We start from the raw sequence: 19,939 nt of genomic DNA, 5'->3' as shown, positions 1-19,939 counted from the left end.
ACGTCTTACCGTAGCGGCCGGAAGTCGACTTGGGAAGACCCGATTCTTGACGCGGTGGCGCGCCGCAATGCGCATCCCGCGCGAATCAGCGCGGCTCGACGGCTCCGCGGCCCGGGCGGAACGACGACACGGTCGGGTCTCCCGGGATCCAGAAGCGCCACGGGAACGCGCTCGTGCCCGCGAGGCCCGCGACGCCCACCCGCGGCCCCGAGACGAACCCGATCGGATGGTCCCGCAGCTGCAGGCGGGCAGTCGCGCCGGCCTGCAGCTCGCCGGTCACGGCATCGATCCCGTCGTGCACGGGGTAGCGCAGCCCGACGGCGTCGCCCAGACGACCGGGGCCGCGGGCGAGATCCCGATCCGTGCGCGCGACGCCGCGCTCCTCGCGCCGCCGGCGCGCGACATCCGCACCCTGCACGATCTCCCCCGCGCGCAGGAGGACTCCGCCGGCCTCTCCCTCGGGGCCGCAGACGACGTTGACGCACGAGTGGATGCCGTGACTGAGGTAGACGTAAAGATGGCCGGGCTCGCCCCACATCGTCGCGTTGCGGGCGGTGCGCCCCATGCGGGCGTGCGAGCCGGCGTCGTGGACGTCGCCCGTGCCGAGTCCGTGATACGCCTCGACCTCCGTCAGCCGCACGACGACCTCGTCGCCATCGATCGTCGTCGTGAGGAGCCCGTCGAGGAGCCGGGGCGCGACCTCGACGGGAAGACCGCGCAGCTCTTCCCGCGTCGCCGCGTGGAGACCGTCGGTCATCCGGTCACCGAGTCCCACGGGCCGACGTCGCACCAGCTGATGCCGAAGCCCGACAGGTTCGAGACCTCCTCGCCGGTCTCGATCTCGATGATGTGGGTCTCGAGCGTCGTCGGCAGCGGTTGCAGGGCGTCGTAGTCGTAGCGGTTCGTCGTGAGATCGGGAGCGACGAGAGCCGCCGCGTACCGGCCGCTCGGCGACACGCACGTCTGGAGCAGGCCATCCGCGCCCGTCGCCTCGAGCAGCGTCCGCGACGCGCCCTCGTCGTCGACGTACGCGACCAGCTGGGCCTCGGGCGTGCCATCCGCCCCGAGCCGGACGAATTCCCGGACGGTCCCTCCGCCGGGCACGGGCAGCACACGACCCGGCTGCCCGAGGTCGTCTGACGGCTCGACGAGGTCGGTCTCGTCGCCGGTGGTGAGGTCGAGCTGCACGCCGCCCGCGACATCCAGGCGCTCGATGAATGCCGTGTACGTGCCGCGCGTGACGGCGTCGATCGCGAACGCCGTGCCGAGAGCGGTCGGCGACGGATTCTCGGCGGCCGGGTCGTAGACGATGAGGTCGCTCGCGAAGTTCACGAACAGCAGCGCGGAGGAGTCGGGCACGAAGCGCCAGCTGGCAATGCTCGGCTCCTCGTCGCCGACGACCATCGGCTCGGGCTCCGCATCGGGCTCGCGGAGGTCTGCCGTGAAGAGCACGCTCGCCCGCCCCTCGGTCTCGCTCAGCTGCAGGTCGGTGTAGGTGTACCCGACGAGCTCGCCGCGGCTGGAGACCTGCAGGCCGGTGATCGTGCCCTCGCCCGGCAGCGGCATCCTCTCGGCATCCGAGCCGTCGCGGTCGGCGACGTAGAGCGCCGAGGCATCGTCCTCGCGCACCGAGACGACGAGATGCTCGCCCGTGACCCGGAAGTCGTCGATCGACGCCGCGGTGTAGACGGGCACCGCCGCGTCGCCCGAGATGTCGCTGCGGAAGATCGTGTCGTCGCCGTCGGCGTCGCGCTGCAGGAGGAAGATCTCCGCGGGCGGCGTGGTGAAGGTCGTCTCGAGCGTCGCCGCCGGCCCGCCGCCGACGCTCTCCGCGCCGTCGATCGTGACCGTGTACTCGGTGTCGTCGTCGAGAGGCACGGTGAACCGCACGCCCACCATGCGCCCGGCCGCGTCGACCGTGAACGGGGTCTCAGGAGAGACGGTGACCTGCGACGCGTCGATGTCGGCGAGGGCCTGGTTCGCGGTGAGGACGACGCGGCTGCCCGAGGCCTGCGTGGCTGCCTCGGCGTCGACCTCGACCGTGCTCACGCGCGGCCCCTGCGTGAGGCTCACGGCCGCGCCGCCGCCGGCGAGCACCGCGAGCACGCCGAGCACCGCGAGCATCGCCCCGACGAAGCGGCGCGGCCGCGCGGATGGCCCGGGCTCCGCGGGGCGGGATGGTGCGGGTTGAGGCGGTTCGGGCTCGGATGGCGCGGGCTGGGGCGGCTCGGGGGCTCGCGCGGCCTCGGGGGCTCGCGCGGCTTCGGTCCGCTCGCGCAGCTCCCGGCGGCTGAGAGGACGCCCGCCGTCAGTACTCATACGGATCTTCCGGTGCGTCGACGGCCGTGATGGTCTCGGGCTCGATGGAGAGCGCGCCCGACGCGTCGGCGGCGATCGTGCCGGTGACCTCGATCCACTCGCCGACGGCGAGGCTGGCCGTGCCCTCGGGCACCGACACCGGAACGGAGGCGGGCTGCGCGTCGATCACGCAGTGCGTGATGACGAGGCGCCCGAGGCGGACGCCGTCGGGGCTCTCCTCGTCGGGCGTGACGAAGCCCGTGAGGGTCACCTCCTTGCCCGCATAGGCGTCGGGGTTCGTCGCCGTCGCGAAGACGGTCGACCACTCCCCGATGCCGAACCCGCTCGTGTCGCCGCTCGCGGCCAGGGTGACGGTGTCGGCTCCGGCGAAGAGCGGCGGCGTGCCCGTGTCGCGGTCCATCGCGAGCTCGACCGACAGCGAGGCCGGCGGGAGGACGAGCGCCGCGACCGCGACGGCCGATGCCGCCACACCGCCGACCACGACCGCCGCCGCCCCTGCGACGCGCCGCGTCCCGGTGACTCGCCGCACCCCTGCGACCCCACGTACCCCTGCGCCGTGCCGCCCCTCTGCATGTCTCACTCCCGGCGGGTATGGCGGTCGGTTTCCCGCGTCGATCGAGACATGCTGATCGGGGTGGTGCCGGTGGGCCGGGCCGTGAACGTGGTCGTGGTGGGCGTGGGCGCGGGCGTGGGCGTGGCCGTGGTCGTGGCCGTGGTCGGCCTCGGCGCCGAGCGGGAGCGCGAACGACCACACCGTGCCCGCGAGCGCGAGCACGGCCATCCCGACCGCGAACCAGGTCTGCGCGGGGTTGATGTAGAGCTGCAGCCGGCCGGTGACGGCGAGCCCGATCGTCACGACGGCGAGCACGGCCGCGAGGCCCACGCCGAGCCAGCGTGCGCCCGCCTTCCGCACGGCGGCCATCCGATCGTCACGCAACGAGGTTCACCCCGATCCCGATGACGAAGGCCGACAGCAGCACGACCGCCACGATGCCCGCGAGGACGCGCGCCGTGAAGGTCGTGCGCATGAGCGCGAGCATCTTCACGTCGACGATGGGGCCGACGAGCAGGAAGGCGACGAGCGAGCCCGACGAGAACGTCGAGGCGAACGAGAGCGCGAAGAACGAGTCGACGTTCGAGCAGATCGCGACGGTCATCGCGAGGAGGATCATCGCCACGATCGACAGCACGGGGTTCGAGCCGATCGCGATGAGCACGCTGCGAGGGGTGAGCACCTGCACGGCTCCCGCGATCGCCGACCCGATGACGAGCGCCGGCATGACCGCGCGCAGCTCGACGACGAACTGGGCGAGGCTGCGCCGCGCGCGGTCGCCCTGCTCGCCCGCGACGACCTCGCACGTGTCGCGGAAGCGATCGGTGAGGATGCGCTCCGGGGCGGGATGGCGGCTGTACAGCCATCCGATGAGGTTCGCGATGAGGAAGCCGCCGACGAGCCTCGCCACGAGGATGCCGCCGTCCCACCCGAACGCCTGATGCGTCGTCAGGATCACGATCGGGTTGACGATCGGCGCCGCCACGAGGAAGGTCAGGGCGTCGGCCGGGGTGAGCCCGCGCATGAGGAGCCCCCGCGCGAACGGCACATTCCCGCATTCGCATACCGGGATGAGCATGCCGAGGAGCGACAGCACCGCCCGCCGCGCCCAGCCCTGCCGCGGGAGCGCGCGCTCGATCACGTGCGCAGGCACCCACACCTGGACGACGATCGACAGGAGCACGCCGAGCACGACGAACGGGAGCGACTCGATGAGCACGCTCAGCGAGAGCGTGAGGCCGTCCTGCGCGCGCGTGGGCAGCGGCTGCGGGAAGAGCGCGGGCGCGAGCGCGTCGATGAGGAACAGCGCCGCGACGACCGCGAGCCCCGCTCCCAGCCCGATCGCGAGACGGCTCCGGGATGTCGGCGGCTGCGCGGGGCGCTCGCGCGTCGTGACGGATGTCACGCCGAGGCGGCGTCCTTCTCGGCCGCGCACTCGGCGCAGATCCCGAAGATGTCGATCATGTGCTCGGCCTCGCGGAAGCCGTGCTTGGCGGCGGTCTCCTGTGCCCACCGCTCGACCGGCGGGGCCTCGATCTCGACGGCCTTCCCGCAGCGGCGGCAGATCAGGTGGTGATGATGCCCCTGCGAGCACGCGCGGTAGAGCGCCTCGCCGTCCGGGCTCTGCAGCGTGTCGGCCTCGCCCGTGGCCGTCAGCCCCGCGAGCGCGCGGTACACCGTCGCGAGCCCGATGCCCGTGTTCTCGTCGCGCAGGGCCGCGTGCAGCGCCTGCGCGCTGACGAATCCCTCGGCGTCGCTGAGGGCGTCGCGCACGCGCTCGCGCTGCCACGTGTTCCGCTGGGCCATACGAGAGATTCTAGGCCGGGCGCCTATGCGATGCTCGGGGCGGCGCTGGGCGCCGACTGAGCATCGCCGGTGCGCAGGGCCCGATCGCGACGCCACGAGATGAGGCGGCACACGCCCCAGATCGCGAAGGAAATCGTCGTGATGTAGGGGCTCACCGGCAGGGTTCCCGCGATCGCGAGGAGGATGCCGCCGACCGCCGAGACGAATCCGAACAGCGCCGACAGGAGCGGCACGGCGAGCGGACCGTGGCTCACCCGCATCGCCGCCGCCGCGGGCGTCACGAGCAGGGCCATGACGAGCAGGGCGCCGATGATGTGCACGGCGACCGCGACGATGAGGCCCAGCAGCAGCATGAACAGGATGCTCACGCGCCGGGTCGGCACGCCGCGCGCCTCGGCCGACTGCGGGTCGAGGGAGTCGAAGCGCAGCGGATTCCAGATGAGCAGCAGGCCTGCGAAGACGATCGCGCTGATGAGGATGAGCCAGCCGAGGTCGGGGCTCGAGACCGAGACGATCTGGCCCGTGAGCAGGCTGAAGCGATTCGCGCTGCGGCCCTCGTAGAGCGACAGGAAGAGGATGCCGATGCCGAGCCCGAAGGGCATGAGCACGCCGACGACGGAGTTGCGGTCGCGCGCCTTCGCACCGAGGGCGCCGATGATGAGCGCGGCCGCCACGGCGCCGAGCAGCGACCCCATCACGACGCTGCCGCCGAAGAGGAGCGCGGCGGCGGCGCCCGCGAACGACAGCTCGCTCACGCCGTGCACGGCGAACGCCATGTCGCGCTGCATGATGAAGACGCCGATCAGCCCGCCCACGATGCCGAGGGCCGCCGCGGCGATGATCGAGTTCGACACGAGCTGCAGCAGGGCGCCGTAGTCGTCGAACGAGAAGACGTCGCTCCACTCGACGCCGGGCAGGATGCGCGGGCTCATGCGTGCGCCTCCGCGTCATGGTGGGCGTGGTCGTGGTGCTCGTGCGGATGGTGCGGCTCGGCGTCCGGGATCCCCACGACCACGAGGCGGCCGCCCGCGCGCAGCACCTGCACGGGAGCGCCGTACAGGTCGCTCAGCACCTCGGTGCGGAGCACCTCGTCGGGAGCGCCGAACGTGAAGCGGCCGCCCGCGATGTAGAGGATGCGGTCGACCGAGTCGAGGATCGGGTTCACGTCGTGCGTCACGAACAGCACCGCGGCGCCGTGCTCGGCGCGCTCGCGGTCGATGATCGCCGTCACGGCGCGCTGGTTCGCGAGGTCGAGGCTCGAGAGCGGCTCGTCGCACAGGAGCAGACCCGGCGCGTCGGCGAGCGCCTGCCCCACCCGCAGCCTCTGCTGCTCGCCGCCCGAGAGCGACCCGACCGGGTCATCCGCGTACCGCGTCGCGCCGACCGCGTCGAGCAGCGCATCCACGCGCGCGCGGTCGCCGCGCCGCGGGATCGGCAGGCCGAAACGTGAGCCGCTGACGCCGAGCGCGACGAGGTCGCGGGCACGCAGGCTGGTTCCCGGGGTGAACGGCCGCTGCTGCGGGATGTACCCGATGCGGCGGTTGCCCTTGCGGACGGGCTTGCCCTCGACGCGGATCGAGCCGGCGCTGAGCTGCCGGAGCCCGAGGATCGCGCGCAGGAGCGTGGTCTTGCCGGACCCGCTCGGCCCGAGCACGGCGACGAACTCGCCGGGACGGATGGCGAGGTCGAGCCCCGACCACAGCTCGCGTCCGCGCAGGCGGAGGGCGGCTCCGGAGATCTCGAGGACGGGTTCGGGCATGACCGTCAGCCTAGTCCCGGATTGATAATCGTTCTCCGTGAGAGCGGGAACTCCCCCGCCGCGCATCAGCCCTCGAGAGCGTCGCCCAGGGCGGCGATGTTGTCGGCCATCCACTCGACGTACGTCTGCCCCTCCGGGAGCGTCTCGGCGTACTCGACCACCGGGACCCCCGCGGCCTCGGCCGTCTCGATGATCCGCGTCGTCTCCGCACCGCCGGTCTGCGCGTTCGCGACGACCACGTCGACCTCGCCGCCCTCGATCGCCTCAGTCGCGGCGAGGAGCGTCGCGGGCGCGACATCCTGCCCCTCCTCGACCGCCTCCGCGAAGCCGTCGGTCGTGACGTCCTCGATACCGGCCGCCTCGGCGAGGTAGCCGCCGATGGGCTCGGTGAAGAAGACGTGCGAGCCCGCATGCGCGGTGGAGATCTCATCCAGCGACGCCTCGAGCCCCTCGATGTCGGCGACGAGCGCCTCCTCGGCCGCAGCGATGTCGGATGCGGCGTCGGGGAGGAGCTCCTCGAGCTCGCCCGCGAGATCCTCGACGACGTGCGCGATCGTGTGCGGGTCGTACCAGACGTGCTCGTTGAAGCCCTCGATGTGGTCGTGGCCCTCGTGAGAGGCGCCCTCCTCCTCCTCAGCGTGGTCGTGCTCCTCCTCCGCCTCCGCGGAGTGGTCGTGGCCGTCGCCCTCCTCATGCCCCTCGTTGCCGGGGTAGGCGTGCGAGAACTCGACGGCGGTGAGCACGTGCTCGGTCCCCGCGGCCTCGACGAGCTCCTCCATGAAGTGGTCGTACCCGCCGCCGTTGAGGATGGCGATGTCGGCGCCGTCGACCGCGAGCTGATCGCGCGCAGTGGCCTCGTACGAGTGCGGATCCTGCGTGGGCGAGTCGATGATCGCGGTCACCTCGGCAGCGTCGCCCACGAGCTGCTCGGCGAGCGAGGCGTAGACGCTCGTCGAGGCGACGATCCGGAAGGCGTCGCCGCCGTCGCCCGTCTCACCGCTCGACGCCGTCGCGCAGCCGGCGAGGGCGAGCGCGGGGAGGGCGATGACGGCGGGCAGGGCGAGGCGGCGATCGAGCATGACTCCAGACTAAACGAAATGAGAATCGTTCTCGAATCGGGTGGCGCGATCGTCAGAAGGCGCCGGGGTGGAGGATGCGCGCGATCTCGGCGAGTCCCTCGGCCGCGCGGGAGCCCGCCGCGCCGGTCGCAATCGCACCGCTGACCGCGTGCACCTCGCTCTCGCGGATGGCGGTGACCTCGGCGACGGCCGGGGAGTCGAGCAGCGGACGGAACGGTTCGAGACCGGCGCCGCGGAAGTCCTCGACGATGATCGCCTCGGGGTCGAGCACGGCCACCTGCTCGGGGTCGGCCGGTCGCGCGCTGTCGCCTGCGCCGACGGGCTCGCCGCCCGCCGTGCGGACGAGATCGGCCATGAGCGTCGACGCGGGCTGGATCATGAGCTGGCCCCCGCGCGCCATGAGGAGCAGAACCTCCGGCGCACGGTCGGCTGAGGCGACCGCCGATGCGATCTCGTCGCGCTCCGCGGCCATCCGGTCGGTGATCCGCGCGGCCTCGTCCTCGGCGCCGAGCGCGTCCCCGAGCACCGAGATGCTGTCGAGGACGGCGTCGAAGGTCTGGAAGTCGGCGGCGGCGAACGCAAGGGACGGCACGCCGGAGGCCTGAAGGAGTTCGGCCGCAGCGGCCTCCCCCTCGTGTCGTCCGGTCAGGATGACGAGGTCGGGGTCGAGAGAGAGGATCTGCTCGGGATCGGGCGCCGTGCCGGGCGCGAGCACGGTCTCGACCTCGCGCGCCTCCTCGATCGCATTGCCGGTTCCCTCGGTCACGCTCCCGCTCGCGACGGCCGCCACGCGCTCGGGGCCCACAAGCTGGAGGGCGAGGTCGCCCGTCTCGGTGGAGAGGGCGACGATGCGCTCGGGCGGCGCCGCGATCTCGACCGCGGCTCCGCCTACCTCGACGGTGCGCGGCCAGTCGGCGGCGGGCCTCGCCGGCGCGGTCGTCGCCGCGGATTCGGCGAGCGCAGACGGAGCGCATCCGGCGATCGCCGCGATGGCGAGACCGCAGGCGAGCGCGGCGGCGGCACGGGAGAGGACGTTCTTCATCAGGAGCTCCTGGAGGGTGTCGGGATGGCCGCGGACGGCCGCGGTGCGGACGGCAGACTCGCGATCATGGCGATGCGGAGCCCGCCGGTCGCGGGGTCGGGGGAGACGTCGGCGCGCACGCCGTACACGTCGGCGATCAGCTCGGGCGCGAGCACCTCGGCGGGGGCGCCGGTCGCGACGACGCACCCGTCGGCGACCAGGGTGAGGCGGGTGCACACGCGCGAAGCGAGCTCGAGATCGTGCAGGACGAGGCCCACGCCGACGCCGTCGTCCGCGAGCGCGCGCACGACGGCGAGCGCGTCGAGCTGGTGGCGCGGGTCCAGCCCGGCGAGCGGCTCGTCGAGGAGCAGCACACGGGGGTCCTGTGCGAGCGCCTTCGCGAGGAAGGCGAGGCGGCGCTGCCCTCCCGAGAGGGTCGCGACCGGGCGGGAGGCGAGCTCCGCGATGCCGGTGCGCTCGAGCGCGGCCTCCGTCGCACGATGATCTTCGGGGTGTGCCGCGCCCCACGGCGCGCGGTGCGCGTAGCGGCCCATCTGCACGAGGTCGCGCACGGTGAGGTCGTCTCCGGATCCGGTGTCCTGCGGCAGGAGAGCTCGGAATCGGGCGCGTCGGCGCGCCGACATCCACGCGAGATCCTCCTCGTCGGCGCGCACCGCGCCATCCGTCACCGCGATCGTCCCGGCGAGGGCGCGCAGCAGCGTCGACTTGCCCGCGCCGTTCGGGCCGATGATGCCGTGGATCTCGCCCGGAGCGATCGCGATGCGCACATTGTCGAGGAGTCTTCGCCCGTCGCGCCGGACGCCGACGGATTCCGCACGCAGCGCGCTCACGCGGCGCCTCGGCGGCGTCGGACGACGAGAAGCAGCAGCACGGGCGCGCCGACCAGAGCCGTGACCGTGCCCGTCTGGAGCACGACAGGGTCAAAGAGCAGGCGCGCTGCGGAGTCGGCCACGACGAGGAAAACCGCACCCGCGGCGGCCGACAGCGGCAGGAGGCGCCGATGCGGTCCGCCGACCACGAGGCGGACGAGGTGCGGGACGACGAGTCCGACGAACGAGATGACCCCGGTCACCGCGACCGCGGCGGCCGTCGCGAGTGCGGCCGTCGCGAGCAGCGCCTGGCGGGCCGCCACCGCCGGCACACCGGTCGCAGCCGCCTGCTCCTCCGAGAGGGAGAGCAGGTCGAGCACGGCCCCCGCGCAGCAGAGCACGGCCGTGCAGACGAGGATGGGCGCGGCGGCGACCCCCGCGTCGCCCCACGTCCGCGCCGTCAGATCGCCGTTGAGCCAGAACAGGGCGCGCTGCACCGCGGAGGTGTCCGACGCGTTCGCGAGAAGGGCCGCGACGACCGCGCCGAGGAGCGCATTGAACGCGATGCCGACGAGGACGAGCGTCGTCGGCGCCCCACCCGCGAGTCCCGCCACACCCTGCACGGCGAGCGTCGCCGCGAGGGCGCCGACGAAGGCGCTCAGCGGCAGCGCCCACCACACGGCCGCGGCTCCCCCGGCGACGACCGCGACCACGGCGCCGACGGCCGCTCCGCTCGACACGCCCACGATGCCGGGCTCGGCGAGCGGGTTGCGGAAGACCGCCTGCATGACGACGCCGCTCACCGCGAGCGCGGCGCCGACGAGGGCCGCCACGACGACGCGCGGCAGACGCACGCTGAGGATGAGCGCCTCGATGCCCGAGGCGGGCGCACCCTGCGTTGCGCGCGAGAGGGCGCCGAGCACGTCGACGGGAGCGGTCGGGATGGGCCCGAGCCCGGCGGCCACGAGGAGGACGGCGAGGACGGATGCAGTCACGCCGAGGGCGACGCCGCCGGTGCGGAGCGTGCGCCGCGCCGCAACGGGTCCCGTCAACCCTGTCGACCCTTGAAGCGCGGGTTGAGCTTGTTGATGACGTAGACGCGGCCCCGACGGCGCACGACCTGCGCCCCCGGCTGATTCTTGAGCGACTTGAGGGATGCGCGGACCTTCATGGCGACCTCCGTTAGTGAGAATGGTTCTCACTAAGGTAGCGTGTGCAGACCCGCCTGCCCAACGGAAGGACCACCTCATGCCGCAGATCGACGTCGTCGCAGTGGTCGGCACGTGCCCGCCGGAGCGCCTCCGATACGCGGTCGAGACGGCCGAGCACACGGCGCGCACGGTCATCCCCGCTTCGCGTCTGGCCGTCTCGCTCGACCCCGTCGACGAGGCGATCGCCCTTGCGCCGTGGGTGGAGACGCGTGCGGGCGCCGTGATCGAATTCCCCACGGGCACGCCGACGACCGAGATCATCGGCGAGTTCGCGCATCCGTCGTCGCCCGCCCGCCTCGTCGGCGTCACGTGCGTCGTCGATGCGCCGCACCTGCTCGACGATCTCGGGCGCGACGACTACCTGGCCTGTCGAGCGCCCGACGGGGGCAGGACGCTGCGGGCCGCCGCGCTCGCGGCCGTGACGCAGATCGAGTACGCCTCGACCGTCGTCCTCGTGGGCTGGGAGCGCCTCTCGACGCCCGACCTGTCGCTCGCGCTCGCGATCGTGAGCGCACTGAGCCCTCGCTGCCGCCTGCGCCTCCATCCGGCGCCGTCGTCCGCGCCCGAGCTCCGCACCGAGTACGCCGCGGTGCAGGAGCGCCCGGGTTGGATCGCCGTGCTCAACGACGACCATGCACCGCACATGACCGACGCGCGCGTGAGCACGCTGCGCTACGAGGCGCTGCGCCCGTTCCACCCCGGTCGTCTCGCGGCCCTGCTCGACGGCCCCGTCGAAGCGGGCGCCTTCGGGACGGTGCTCCGCTCGGCCGGCTTCTGCCGCCTCGCGACGCGGCCGCACGTCACGGCGCACTGGGAGCACGTCGGGCGGATGCTGTCATTCCAGCCCCTCGCGACCGACGACGACCTGGGCGTCGATGACGAGCTGCTCGCCGCCGGGCAGGACCTCGCGTTCATCGGCCTCGACCTCGATCGCGCCGGACTCGTGGCCGCCCTCGACGCGGCGTGCCTCACCGACGACGAGTTCGCCGCCGGCCCCGAGGCGTGGGCCGGCCTGCCCGACCCGTTCCCCGCGTGGGAGGGCGCCGGCGCGGACTGAGCCCGCCGCGGTCAGTCGAGCAGGAGCGCCGGCTCCTCGAGCACCGACGCGATGTCGGCGATGAACCGGCTGATCTTGTCGCCGTCGATGATGCGGTGGTCGAACGACCCCGACACGGTCGTCACCCAGCGCGGGCGCACCTCGCCGTCGACGACCCACGGCTTCTGGCGGATGGCCCCCATCGCGATGATGCCGGCCTCGCCCGGGTTGATGATCGGCGTGCCGGCGTCCATCCCGAACACCCCGATGTTCGTGATCGTGATCGTGCCGTCGCGCTGGTCCTCGGGCGTCGTCTTGCCCTCGCGCGCCGTGACGGTGAGCCGCTCGAGCGCCTTCGCGAGGTCGCGCATCGACATGCTCTGCGCGTCCTTGATGTTCGGCACGAGGAGGCCGCGCGGGGTCGCGGCGGCGATGCCGAGGTTGACGTAGTGGCGCACGTGGATCTTCGCGCCGTCCTCCTCCTCGACCCACGCCGCGTTGATCATCGGCGTGCGGCGCACCGCCCAGATGACGGCGCGCGCCATGATGAGCAGCGGGGAGACCTTGACGTCGGCGAAGTCGGGCGACGCCTTCAGCCGCTTGACGTACTCCATCGTCCGGCTCGCGTCGACGTCGGTCCACACCGACACGTGCGGCGCCGAGTACGCGGATCCGACCATGGCGTTCGCGGTCGCCTTGCGGACGCCCTTGACCGGGATCGACTCGACGCGGGAGGGATCGGATGTCCAGGGCTGGGCCTCGGGGGCCGCGGGCTCGGCCACGGGGATCTTCTCCTCGCGGACGGGCGACCACTCGGGCGTGGAGATGTTGCGGAACACCGACGCCTGCTCGGCGTGGCGCACGACGTCGTCGCGCGTCACCTCGCCGGAGGGGCCCGTGGCGCGCACCTCCGACAGGTCGACGCCGAGGTCGCGTGCGAGCTTGCGCACGGGCGGCTTCGCGAGCACGCCGGCGGGCTTCGCGGGCGGCGTCTCGGGGCGCTTGCGGCGTCGGCGCGTCGACGCCTCGCCCCCCGATCCGTACCCGACGAGGACCGAGCCGCCGCCCTCCTTCGCGGCAGCGCCATCCGCCGCACCTCGGGGCTCCTCGGGGGCCGCGTCGTCGGCCTCCGCGATCGTGATGATGGCGGTTCCGACGTCGACCGTCTCGCCCTCCGACACGAGGAGCTCGCCGACGACCCCCGCGTAGGGCGAGGGCAGCTCGACGACCGACTTCGCCGTCTCGATGTCGGCGACGACGTCGTTGACCTGGAGCGCGTCGCCGGGCTTGACGCGCCACGCGACGAGCTCGGCCTCGGTCAGGCCCTCGCCGACGTCGGGGAGGTGGAAGGTCTGCATCCGTCGATCCTCTCAGTACGCGAGCGCGCGGTCCACGGCTTCGAGCACGCGGTCGGCGTCGGGCAGGAAGGCGCCCTCGAGCTTGGCGGGCGGGAAGGGGACGTCGAATCCCGAGACGCGCAGCACGGGCGCCTCGAGCGAGTAGAAGGCGCGCTCCGCGACGGTCGCCGCGATCTCGCTGCCGAGGCTCGTGAACTGCGGCGCCTCCTGCGCGTAGACCATGCGGCCGGTCGCGCTCACGGAGTCGATGATCGGCCCGTAGTCGACGGGCGAGAGCGAGCGCAGGTCGACGACCTCGCAGCTCGTGCCCTCCGCCTCGGCGAGCGCGGCGGCCTGCAGGAGCGTCGTGACCATCGCGCCGTGGCCGACCAGCGTCACGTCGGTGCCGCGCCGCACGATCCGGCTCGCGTGCAGGGGCGCGGGCCGCTCGCTGCGGTCGACCTCGCCCTTGGGCCAATAGCGGCTCTTCGGCTCCATGAAGATCACGGGGTCGTTCGAGCGGATGGCGTCCTGGATCATCCAGTAGGCGTCGTTCGGCGTCGAGGGGCTCACGACCCGCAGACCCGGGGTGTGCGTGAAGTACGCCTCGGGGCTCTCCTGGTGGTGCTCGATAGCGCCGATGTGACCGCCGTATGGGATGCGGATGACGACGGGCAGCGACAGGGCGCCCTCGTGCCGGTTCGTGAGCTTCGCGAGCTGCGTCGTGATCTGGTCGAACGCCGGGAACACGAAGCCGTCGAACTGGATCTCGACGACGGGGCGGAAGCCGTTCATCGCGAGGCCGATCGCGGTGCCCACGATGCCCGACTCGGCGAGCGGGGTGTCGAGGACGCGCTGCTCGCCGAACTCCGCGAGCAGGCCCTCGGTGATGCGGAACACGCCGCCGAGGCGGCCGATGTCCTCGCCCAACATGAGCACGCGCGGGTCGTCGGCCATCGCCTGGCGCAGGCCGGCGTTGAGGGCTTTCGCGAAGGTCAGGGTCTCGAGGGTCATGCGCGTCCCTCCTCGAACGAGGCCTCGTAGTCGGCGAGCCAGCGGCTCTGCTCGTCCATGAGGGGGTGCGGATCGGCGTAGACGTGCGCGAACATGTCGGCGGGCACGGGCGCCGGCAGCTCGACCGTGCGCTTGCGCACGTCGGCGGCGAGGTCGGCGCCCTCGGCATCGACCTCGGCGAAGAAGGCCTCGGATGCCCCGCGCGCGAGGAGGTACGCGCGCATGCGGGCGATCGGGTCGCGCTGCGCCCAGGCGGCCTCCTCGTCCTCCGTGCGGTACTTCGTGGGGTCGTCGCTCGTCGTGTGCGCGCCGCGGCGGTAGGTGACTGCCTCGATCGCACGCGGTCCGGGCGTCGAGCGCGCCTCGTCGAGCGCCACGCGCGTCGCGGCATAGCTCGCGAGCACGTCGTTGCCGTCGATCCGGACCGATCCGATGCCGTAGCCGGCCGCGCGCGCGGCGAACGGCGCGCTGGCCTGGGTCGCGACCGGAACCGAGATCGCCCACTGGTTGTTCTGCAGGAAGAAGACGGTCGGGCTCTTGTACGAGGCGGCGAACACCATCGCCTCGTGCACGTCGCCCTCGCTCGATGCGCCGTCGCCGTAGTAGACGATCACGGCCTCGTCCTTCTCGGGGTCGCCCGATCCGGTCTTGCCGTCGAAGTTCAGGCCCATCCCGAAGCCGGTCGCGTGCAGCGTCTGCGAGCCGAGCACGAGCGTGTAGATGTGCGTGTTGCCGTTGCGCTCCTCCCACGGGTTCCACCCGCCGTGCGTGAGGCCGCGCATGAGCTTGATGATGTCGATCGGGTCGACGCCGCGGATGCGCGCGACGACGTGCTCGCGATACGACGGGAAGACGTGGTCATGGGGGCGCGTCGCGCGCGCGGACCCGACCTGTGCGGCCTCCTGCCCGAACGACGGCGGCCACAGGGCGAGCTGCCCCTGGCGCTGCAGGAGCGTCGCCTGCTGGTCGAACGCGCGGATGACGGCCATGTCGCGGTAGAACTGCTCGAGATCGGCGTCGCCGAGCGCTTCGATCACGGGCAGGTACCGCTCCGCCGCGGGGGACGGCGCGAAGGTCCCGTCCGGGGCCAGGACGCGAACCGTCTCCGGGTCGGTCAGGAAGTCTGACGAAGTCACTTCTCCACGCTAATCGCCCTGCGGCGGTCGGGCGGGGGAACACGGCGGACAACGGATCGCCGATTTCGTGGTCCGCACCCCACAGTCGTATGCGCCGCGGCGGATGCGCGGAGGATCAGCGACCCGGCGCGACGGCCGCGGCGACCTCGAGGATGCGCTGGACGGCCTCGGGCTCGCCGACCGAGATCCGGATGCCCTCGGGGAACGGCCGCACGATGATGCCGGCCTCCTCGAACGCGTCTGCGACCGACTGATCCGCTCCGTCCAGCCACACGAAGTTCCCCTCGGCGGCCGGCACGCGCCATCCGAGCTCGCGCAGTCGCGCGGCGAGATCGTCGCGCCGGGCGACGATCTCGGCGACGCGCGCCTCGAGCTCGTCGGCCGCGTCGAGGCTCGCGAGCGCCGCCTCCTCGGCGTGCGCGGTCACCGACAGCGGGATGGCCGTGCTGCGGGCCGCGTCGAGCACGCGCGGGTGCCCGATCGCGTAGCCGACGCGGAGCGCCGCGAGCCCGTAGGCCTTCGAGAAGGTGCGCAGGACGACGACGTTCGGGTGCGCTTCGAAGACGCGCTCGGCGAGCCCGTCGACGCGCGCCGCGTCGGTCACGAACTCGGCGTAGGCCTCGTCGAGGAGCACGAGGACGTCGGCGGGGACCCGCGCGATGAACGCCGCGAACTCGGCCGCCGTGATGATCGGCCCTGTGGGGTTGTTCGGCGTGCAGAGCAGGATGACGCGCGTGCGATCGGTGACGGCGGCTGCCATCGCGTCGAGATCGTGGCGCCCGTCGGGCAGCAGCGGCACCTGCACGCCCCTCGCGCCCGCGACGAGGACGAGGCTCGGGTACGCCTCGAACGATCGCCACGCGTAGACGACCTCGTCGCCCGCCCCCGCGGCGGCCTGGATGAACGCGGCGAGCAGCGACACGCTGCCCGCCCCGACGATGACGCCGTCGGCCGTGACGCCGCAGCGCTCGGCCAGCTTCTCGCGCAGGCGGGCGGCCGTGGCGTCGGGGTAGCGGTTCAGCGCCGACGCCCCGCGGACGGCCTCGACGACGCTCGGAAGCGGGTCGAACGGGTTCTCGTTGCTCGAGACCTTGAACCCGCCGACGCCCGCGGCCTTGCCCTGGCGATACGGCGGGAGGGCCGCGATCTCGGGACGGATGCGCGGGAGGACGGGCTCTGGCGTGGTCACGGGTCGATTCTAGGGACCGCCGCCGGATGGCCAGCGCGGATGCAGCTGGCGGTGGAAGACTGCGGGCATGCGCTTCGTCATCCGCGTCGTCGTCAACGCGTTCGCGATCTGGATCGTGAGCCTCATCCCGTTCCTGCATGTCACCGTGACGCCGTTCGCGCCGGGCGGCGACCTGCAGCTCGTGCTCACGCTGCTCGCGATCGCGGCGGTCTTCGCGATCGTGAACACGATCGTGGGCACGGCGATCAAGATCGTCGCCTTCCCGCTGTTCATCCTGACGCTGGGCCTCATCTCCCTCCTGCTCAACGGCGTGCTGCTGTGGGTCACGGCCTGGGTGATGTCGTCGTGGGGATGGGGTCTCGGCCTCGACGGGTTCTGGCCGGCCGTGCTCGCCGGCATCCTCATCAGCATCATCAACTGGCTGTTCGGCGTCATCCTGCGCCCGCAGCAGAAGCGCGCCCGCTGACGCGGGTCAGAACGCACCGCCTCCCTCCCGCGCCGACCGCTCGGGCGACTTCTCGGGCCGGAAGTCGAACACCTCGACGGTCGGCGCCTCCTGCAGGTGCGCGAGGCGCTCGCCGAGCGCGGCGACCCTCGGATCCCCCGAGGCGTCGAACGAGCGCATCGTCTCGATGTACGCCTCGAGCCGATGCGCGGGGATCGCGACGTCGAAGGGCGTGCTCGCCTGGTCGAGCGTGCGCTCGATGAGCACGCTCCGGTCGGAGCCGGGCGCATGCGGCGCCCCGCCGCCCACGAGCAGCGGGAACGGGTCGTCGTCGTGGCGCACCGTGACCACGACCGTGTCGGAGCGGGTGTCGAGCTCCATGGGCGCACCGAGGGTCACGAGCGTCTGCACGTCGTAGCGCCCCTCGGCCGCCAGCCAGCCCGCGATCATGCCGCCCTGCGAGAACCCGGCCGCGTGCAGCACGTCGCCCGGCTGCGCCCCCGCCTCCTCGAGGGCGCGCTCGACGGCCTCGTACGCCTGCGACCGCTCGCCGCTGTAGAGGCGCACGTTCGAGTCCCAGTCGAGCACCGTGCCGCTCTCGCCCTGCGTGCCCGCGACGTACACGGCGAACTCGCGTCGGCCATCCGCGAGCGTGTACCGCTCGACGCGGATCGTCGCGTCATCGCCGTCGGGCACGCGGGACGCGAGATCGCCGAACGACAGCGGAGCGCGCCCCGGCTCCCCGCGTGCCCCCGGCCGCATCACCGGCTCGGGGGCGCGCCCGCGCAGGGAGGTGCCGTCGGGGATCCGCCCCGTGCGCGCGCGGCGCAGCCCCTGGATGATGAACGGCACGGGCGCGAACATGAGCGGAGCCGAGAGGCCGAACATCCCGAGCAGCCAGCCAGGGCCGCGGTCGATCTGCCGCAGGAACTCGCCGCCATGCTCGGCGCGCCACGCGCTCAGCAGGCGCTCCGCCTCCTCACCCGCACCGGGGCTCCGCTGCTCGAGCTGCTCCTGGCGCATCCGCAGGAGCTCGGCGAGCGGACCTCGCGCGTCTGCGTCCTGCTGCTCCATGAGCGCGCGCGCTTGCAGCTCGACCATCTCGTAGGTGTCGGCGGCGAAGCGCATCGCCCGCGCGATGTCTCCGGCGGATGCCGCGTCCGCCGCGACGGTCGAGGCACACGCGTGCAGCCCCTCGACCGCCGCGAGCACGTCGCCGAGCAGGCGCGCGACGCCGCCGATCTCGCGCGCGAGGTCGCCCAGCCGAGCGGCGTCGCCATCCAGCTGCGCCGCGAGGGTGCGCAGCTCCGAGGGATCGACGGCCACGGCGCCGCCCGAGCCGACGTCGATCATGCCGCGGGGAAGAGCACCGTCGCCGCGGCGGACGGCAGCGCCCGCGCCTCGGCCTCGCACCGGAACGCCGCGCTGTGCAGGGCGGTGAGGAGGTCCCTGGCGGACGCGCGGAACCGGTCGGCCGCCTCCGACCGCCATGTCGTGAGCAGCGACACGGCCTCGACCGAGGCCGCCACCTCGCGCAGCTCGCCGGCGATCTCGTCCATCCTGCGCTGGGCGATCTCGATCATCGCGGCCAGCTCGTCTTGCGTCATCATGCGTCCAGGATCGTGCGGACGGCGGCCCGGGAAGACGACGGAGCGGGCGCGTGGATGGCCCGCGCGCGTGTCGCCCGCCTGTGCACGCGGTGAGGGGCCGCGATGCCGCGCTGAGTATGATCGGGAGGGCCAGCCACGCCGCTGTCCCGCCGCTCCCTTCCGCCATCCGCACGCGAGCGCGCGCCAGCCCGTCACCGGAGGCTCATCGTGACCGCATTCCCCACCCAGCCCCTGAGCCCGCTCGACGGCCGCTACCAGGGCGTCGTCTCGCCGCTCGGCGACTACCTGTCGGAGGCGGGCCTCAACCGAGCCCGCGTCGAGGTCGAGGTCGAGTGGATCATCGCCCTCACCGACAACGCCCTCTTCGGCACCGCGCCGCTGTCGGGCGAGGACAAGGACCGGCTGCGGGCCCTCTACCTCACCTTCGGCCAGGCCGAGATCGACTGGCTCGCCGAGCGCGAGGCCGTCACGCGCCACGACGTCAAGGCCGTCGAGTACCTCGTGCGCGACCGCCTGTCCGAGCTCGGCCTCGACGCGATCGCCGAGCTCACGCACTTCGGCTGCACGAGCGAGGACATCAACTCCCTCTCGTACGCCCTCACGGTGAAGCGCGCCGTCATCGGCGTCTGGCTGCCGGCCCTGCGCGCGGTCGTCGAGCGCCTGCGCGCACTCGCCCACGAGCACGCCGACGCGCCCATGCTCTCGCGCACGCACGGACAGCCCGCGACGCCGACCACCATGGGCAAGGAGCTGGGCGTCTTCGTGTGGCGCCTCGAGCGGGTCATCCGGCAGATCGAGGGCACCGAGTACCTCGGCAAGTTCTCGGGTGCGACCGGCACGTGGTCGGCCCACCTCGCGGCCGACCCGCAGGTGGCCTGGCCGAACCTCGCGCGCGACTTCGTCGAGTCGCTCGGCCTCACGTTCAACCCGGTCACGACGCAGATCGAGTCGCACGACTGGCAGGTCGAGCTGTACGACCGCGCGAAGCACGCCGGCGGCATCCTGCACAACCTCGCGAGCGACATCTGGACGTACATCTCGCTCGGCTACTTCGCGCAGATCCCCGTCGCGGGCGCGACCGGATCGTCGACCATGCCGCACAAGATCAACCCGATCCGCTTCGAGAACGCCGAGGCGAACCTCGAGATCGCGGGCGGCATCTTCACGACGCTCGCGCAGACGCTCGTCACGTCGCGCCTGCAGCGCGACCTCACCGACTCCACGACGCAGCGCAACATCGGCGTCGCGTTCGGGCACTCGCTGCTCGCGCTCGACAACCTGCGCCGGGGTCTCGGCGAGGTCTCGCTCTCGCGCGACGTGCTCCTCGCCGACCTCGACGTCAACTGGGAGGTTCTCGGCGAGGCCATCCAGACCGTCGTGCGCGCCGAGGTCGTCGCGGGCCGCTCGCAGATCAGCGACCCCTACGCGCTCCTCAAGGAGCTCACGCGCGGTCGCCGCGTCGGCGCGGCCGAGCTGGCCGAGTTCGTGAAGGGCCTCGACATCGGCGACGAGGCGAAGCAGCGCCTGCTCGCGCTCACGCCCGCGACCTACTCGGGCCTGGCCGAGCAGCTCGCGCGCACCTACCTCTGAGCCG

General features: G+C 72.8%; 21 protein-coding genes. 3 read left to right on the top strand and 18 right to left on the bottom strand.

All coding sequences use genetic code 11. The annotated features are described in order from the left end of the window. Positions 1–85: 85 nt before the first annotated feature. From M1D46_RS03030 to ykgO, 12 genes are all read right to left on the bottom strand, one after another. On the bottom strand, positions 86–757 hold the full coding sequence (locus tag M1D46_RS03030) for a DNA-3-methyladenine glycosylase (protein ID WP_456286569.1): 672 nt from the start codon (positions 755–757) through the stop codon (positions 86–88). Then, positions 754–2,319 carry a hypothetical protein gene (locus M1D46_RS03025; protein WP_456286568.1) on the bottom strand — a complete coding sequence of 522 codons (1,566 nt, stop codon included), beginning with the start codon at positions 2,317–2,319 and terminating at the stop codon, positions 754–756. The genes M1D46_RS03030 and M1D46_RS03025 overlap by 4 nt, the downstream gene beginning before the upstream one ends. Beyond that, positions 2,309–3,241 carry a TIGR03943 family putative permease subunit gene (locus M1D46_RS03020; RefSeq protein ID WP_456286567.1) on the bottom strand — a complete coding sequence of 311 codons (933 nt, stop codon included), beginning with the start codon at positions 3,239–3,241 and terminating at the stop codon, positions 2,309–2,311. The genes M1D46_RS03025 and M1D46_RS03020 overlap by 11 nt, the downstream gene beginning before the upstream one ends. A gap of 7 nt (positions 3,242–3,248) precedes the next feature. Beyond that, on the bottom strand, positions 3,249–4,277 hold the full coding sequence (locus M1D46_RS03015) for a permease (RefSeq protein WP_456286566.1): 1,029 nt from the start codon (positions 4,275–4,277) through the stop codon (positions 3,249–3,251). Then, positions 4,274–4,678: a Fur family transcriptional regulator gene (locus M1D46_RS03010; protein ID WP_271172639.1), complete on the bottom strand. Its 405-nt coding sequence runs from the start codon at positions 4,676–4,678 to the stop codon at positions 4,274–4,276. The genes M1D46_RS03015 and M1D46_RS03010 overlap by 4 nt, the downstream gene beginning before the upstream one ends. Positions 4,679–4,701: 23 nt before the next feature. After that, a complete protein-coding gene (locus tag M1D46_RS03005) occupies positions 4,702–5,610 on the bottom strand; it encodes a metal ABC transporter permease (protein WP_455969279.1) in 909 nt (302 codons plus the stop codon). After that, complete coding sequence (locus M1D46_RS03000; RefSeq protein ID WP_456284301.1) at positions 5,607–6,437, bottom strand: metal ABC transporter ATP-binding protein; 831 nt, start codon at positions 6,435–6,437, stop codon at positions 5,607–5,609. Before M1D46_RS03000 ends, M1D46_RS03005 begins: the two co-directional genes overlap by 4 nt. 65 nt (positions 6,438–6,502) lie before the next feature. Then, positions 6,503–7,516 carry a metal ABC transporter solute-binding protein, Zn/Mn family gene (locus tag M1D46_RS02995; protein ID WP_456286565.1) on the bottom strand — a complete coding sequence of 338 codons (1,014 nt, stop codon included), beginning with the start codon at positions 7,514–7,516 and terminating at the stop codon, positions 6,503–6,505. A gap of 52 nt (positions 7,517–7,568) precedes the next feature. Then, positions 7,569–8,558 (bottom strand): ABC transporter substrate-binding protein, encoded by a 990-nt coding sequence (locus M1D46_RS02990; RefSeq protein ID WP_456286564.1) that lies wholly within the window; start codon positions 8,556–8,558, stop codon positions 7,569–7,571. Beyond that, positions 8,558–9,388, bottom strand: coding sequence for an ABC transporter ATP-binding protein (locus M1D46_RS02985; protein ID WP_456286563.1), 831 nt, complete (start codon positions 9,386–9,388; stop codon positions 8,558–8,560). Before M1D46_RS02985 ends, M1D46_RS02990 begins: the two co-directional genes overlap by 1 nt. Beyond that, entirely contained in the window at positions 9,385–10,419 is a 1,035-nt protein-coding gene (locus M1D46_RS02980; protein ID WP_456286562.1) for a FecCD family ABC transporter permease, read from the bottom strand. The genes M1D46_RS02985 and M1D46_RS02980 overlap by 4 nt, the downstream gene beginning before the upstream one ends. After that, positions 10,416–10,538 (bottom strand): type B 50S ribosomal protein L36, encoded by a 123-nt coding sequence (ykgO, locus tag M1D46_RS02975; RefSeq protein WP_067949122.1) that lies wholly within the window; start codon positions 10,536–10,538, stop codon positions 10,416–10,418. The genes M1D46_RS02980 and ykgO overlap by 4 nt, the downstream gene beginning before the upstream one ends. A gap of 77 nt (positions 10,539–10,615) precedes the next feature. Here ykgO and M1D46_RS02970 point away from each other — a divergent pair, with 77 nt between their 5' ends. Further along, complete coding sequence (locus tag M1D46_RS02970) at positions 10,616–11,635, top strand: GTP-binding protein (RefSeq protein WP_456286561.1); 1,020 nt, start codon at positions 10,616–10,618, stop codon at positions 11,633–11,635. 11 nt (positions 11,636–11,646) lie between these two features. Here the strand turns inward: M1D46_RS02970 and M1D46_RS02965 are convergent, their stop codons facing one another. From M1D46_RS02965 to M1D46_RS02950, 4 genes are all read right to left on the bottom strand, one after another. Continuing rightward, complete coding sequence (locus tag M1D46_RS02965) at positions 11,647–12,972, bottom strand: dihydrolipoamide acetyltransferase family protein (RefSeq protein WP_324013171.1); 1,326 nt, start codon at positions 12,970–12,972, stop codon at positions 11,647–11,649. Between the two features lie 12 nt (positions 12,973–12,984). Next, on the bottom strand, positions 12,985–13,965 hold the full coding sequence (locus M1D46_RS02960) for an alpha-ketoacid dehydrogenase subunit beta (protein WP_456286560.1): 981 nt from the start codon (positions 13,963–13,965) through the stop codon (positions 12,985–12,987). Then, positions 13,962–15,101 (bottom strand): thiamine pyrophosphate-dependent enzyme, encoded by a 1,140-nt coding sequence (locus M1D46_RS02955; RefSeq protein ID WP_282978471.1) that lies wholly within the window; start codon positions 15,099–15,101, stop codon positions 13,962–13,964. Before M1D46_RS02955 ends, M1D46_RS02960 begins: the two co-directional genes overlap by 4 nt. A gap of 115 nt (positions 15,102–15,216) precedes the next feature. Beyond that, positions 15,217–16,290 (bottom strand): histidinol-phosphate transaminase, encoded by a 1,074-nt coding sequence (locus M1D46_RS02950; RefSeq protein WP_456286559.1) that lies wholly within the window; start codon positions 16,288–16,290, stop codon positions 15,217–15,219. Positions 16,291–16,357: 67 nt separating this feature from the next. Between M1D46_RS02950 and M1D46_RS02945 the strand changes: the two genes are divergently transcribed. Continuing rightward, entirely contained in the window at positions 16,358–16,756 is a 399-nt protein-coding gene (locus M1D46_RS02945) for a phage holin family protein (protein WP_271172630.1), read from the top strand. A gap of 6 nt (positions 16,757–16,762) precedes the next feature. On the opposite strand, the gene M1D46_RS02940 is transcribed toward M1D46_RS02945, so the two are convergent. Further along, positions 16,763–18,088 (bottom strand): hypothetical protein, encoded by a 1,326-nt coding sequence (locus M1D46_RS02940; RefSeq protein WP_456286558.1) that lies wholly within the window; start codon positions 18,086–18,088, stop codon positions 16,763–16,765. Next, the gene (locus tag M1D46_RS02935) at positions 18,085–18,345 is read right to left on the bottom strand and encodes a hypothetical protein (protein ID WP_324013179.1); all 261 of its coding nucleotides are present in this window, start codon (positions 18,343–18,345) and stop codon (positions 18,085–18,087) included. The genes M1D46_RS02940 and M1D46_RS02935 overlap by 4 nt, the downstream gene beginning before the upstream one ends. Positions 18,346–18,552: 207 nt before the next feature. Here M1D46_RS02935 and purB point away from each other — a divergent pair, with 207 nt between their 5' ends. Then, positions 18,553–19,935, top strand: coding sequence for an adenylosuccinate lyase (purB, locus tag M1D46_RS02930; RefSeq protein ID WP_456286557.1), 1,383 nt, complete (start codon positions 18,553–18,555; stop codon positions 19,933–19,935). The last annotated feature ends 4 nt before the right edge of the window (positions 19,936–19,939 follow it).

It is taken from the genome of Microbacterium sp. JZ70, from assembly GCF_053903225.1.
This window is presented reverse-complemented; position numbering and strand designations above follow the sequence as displayed.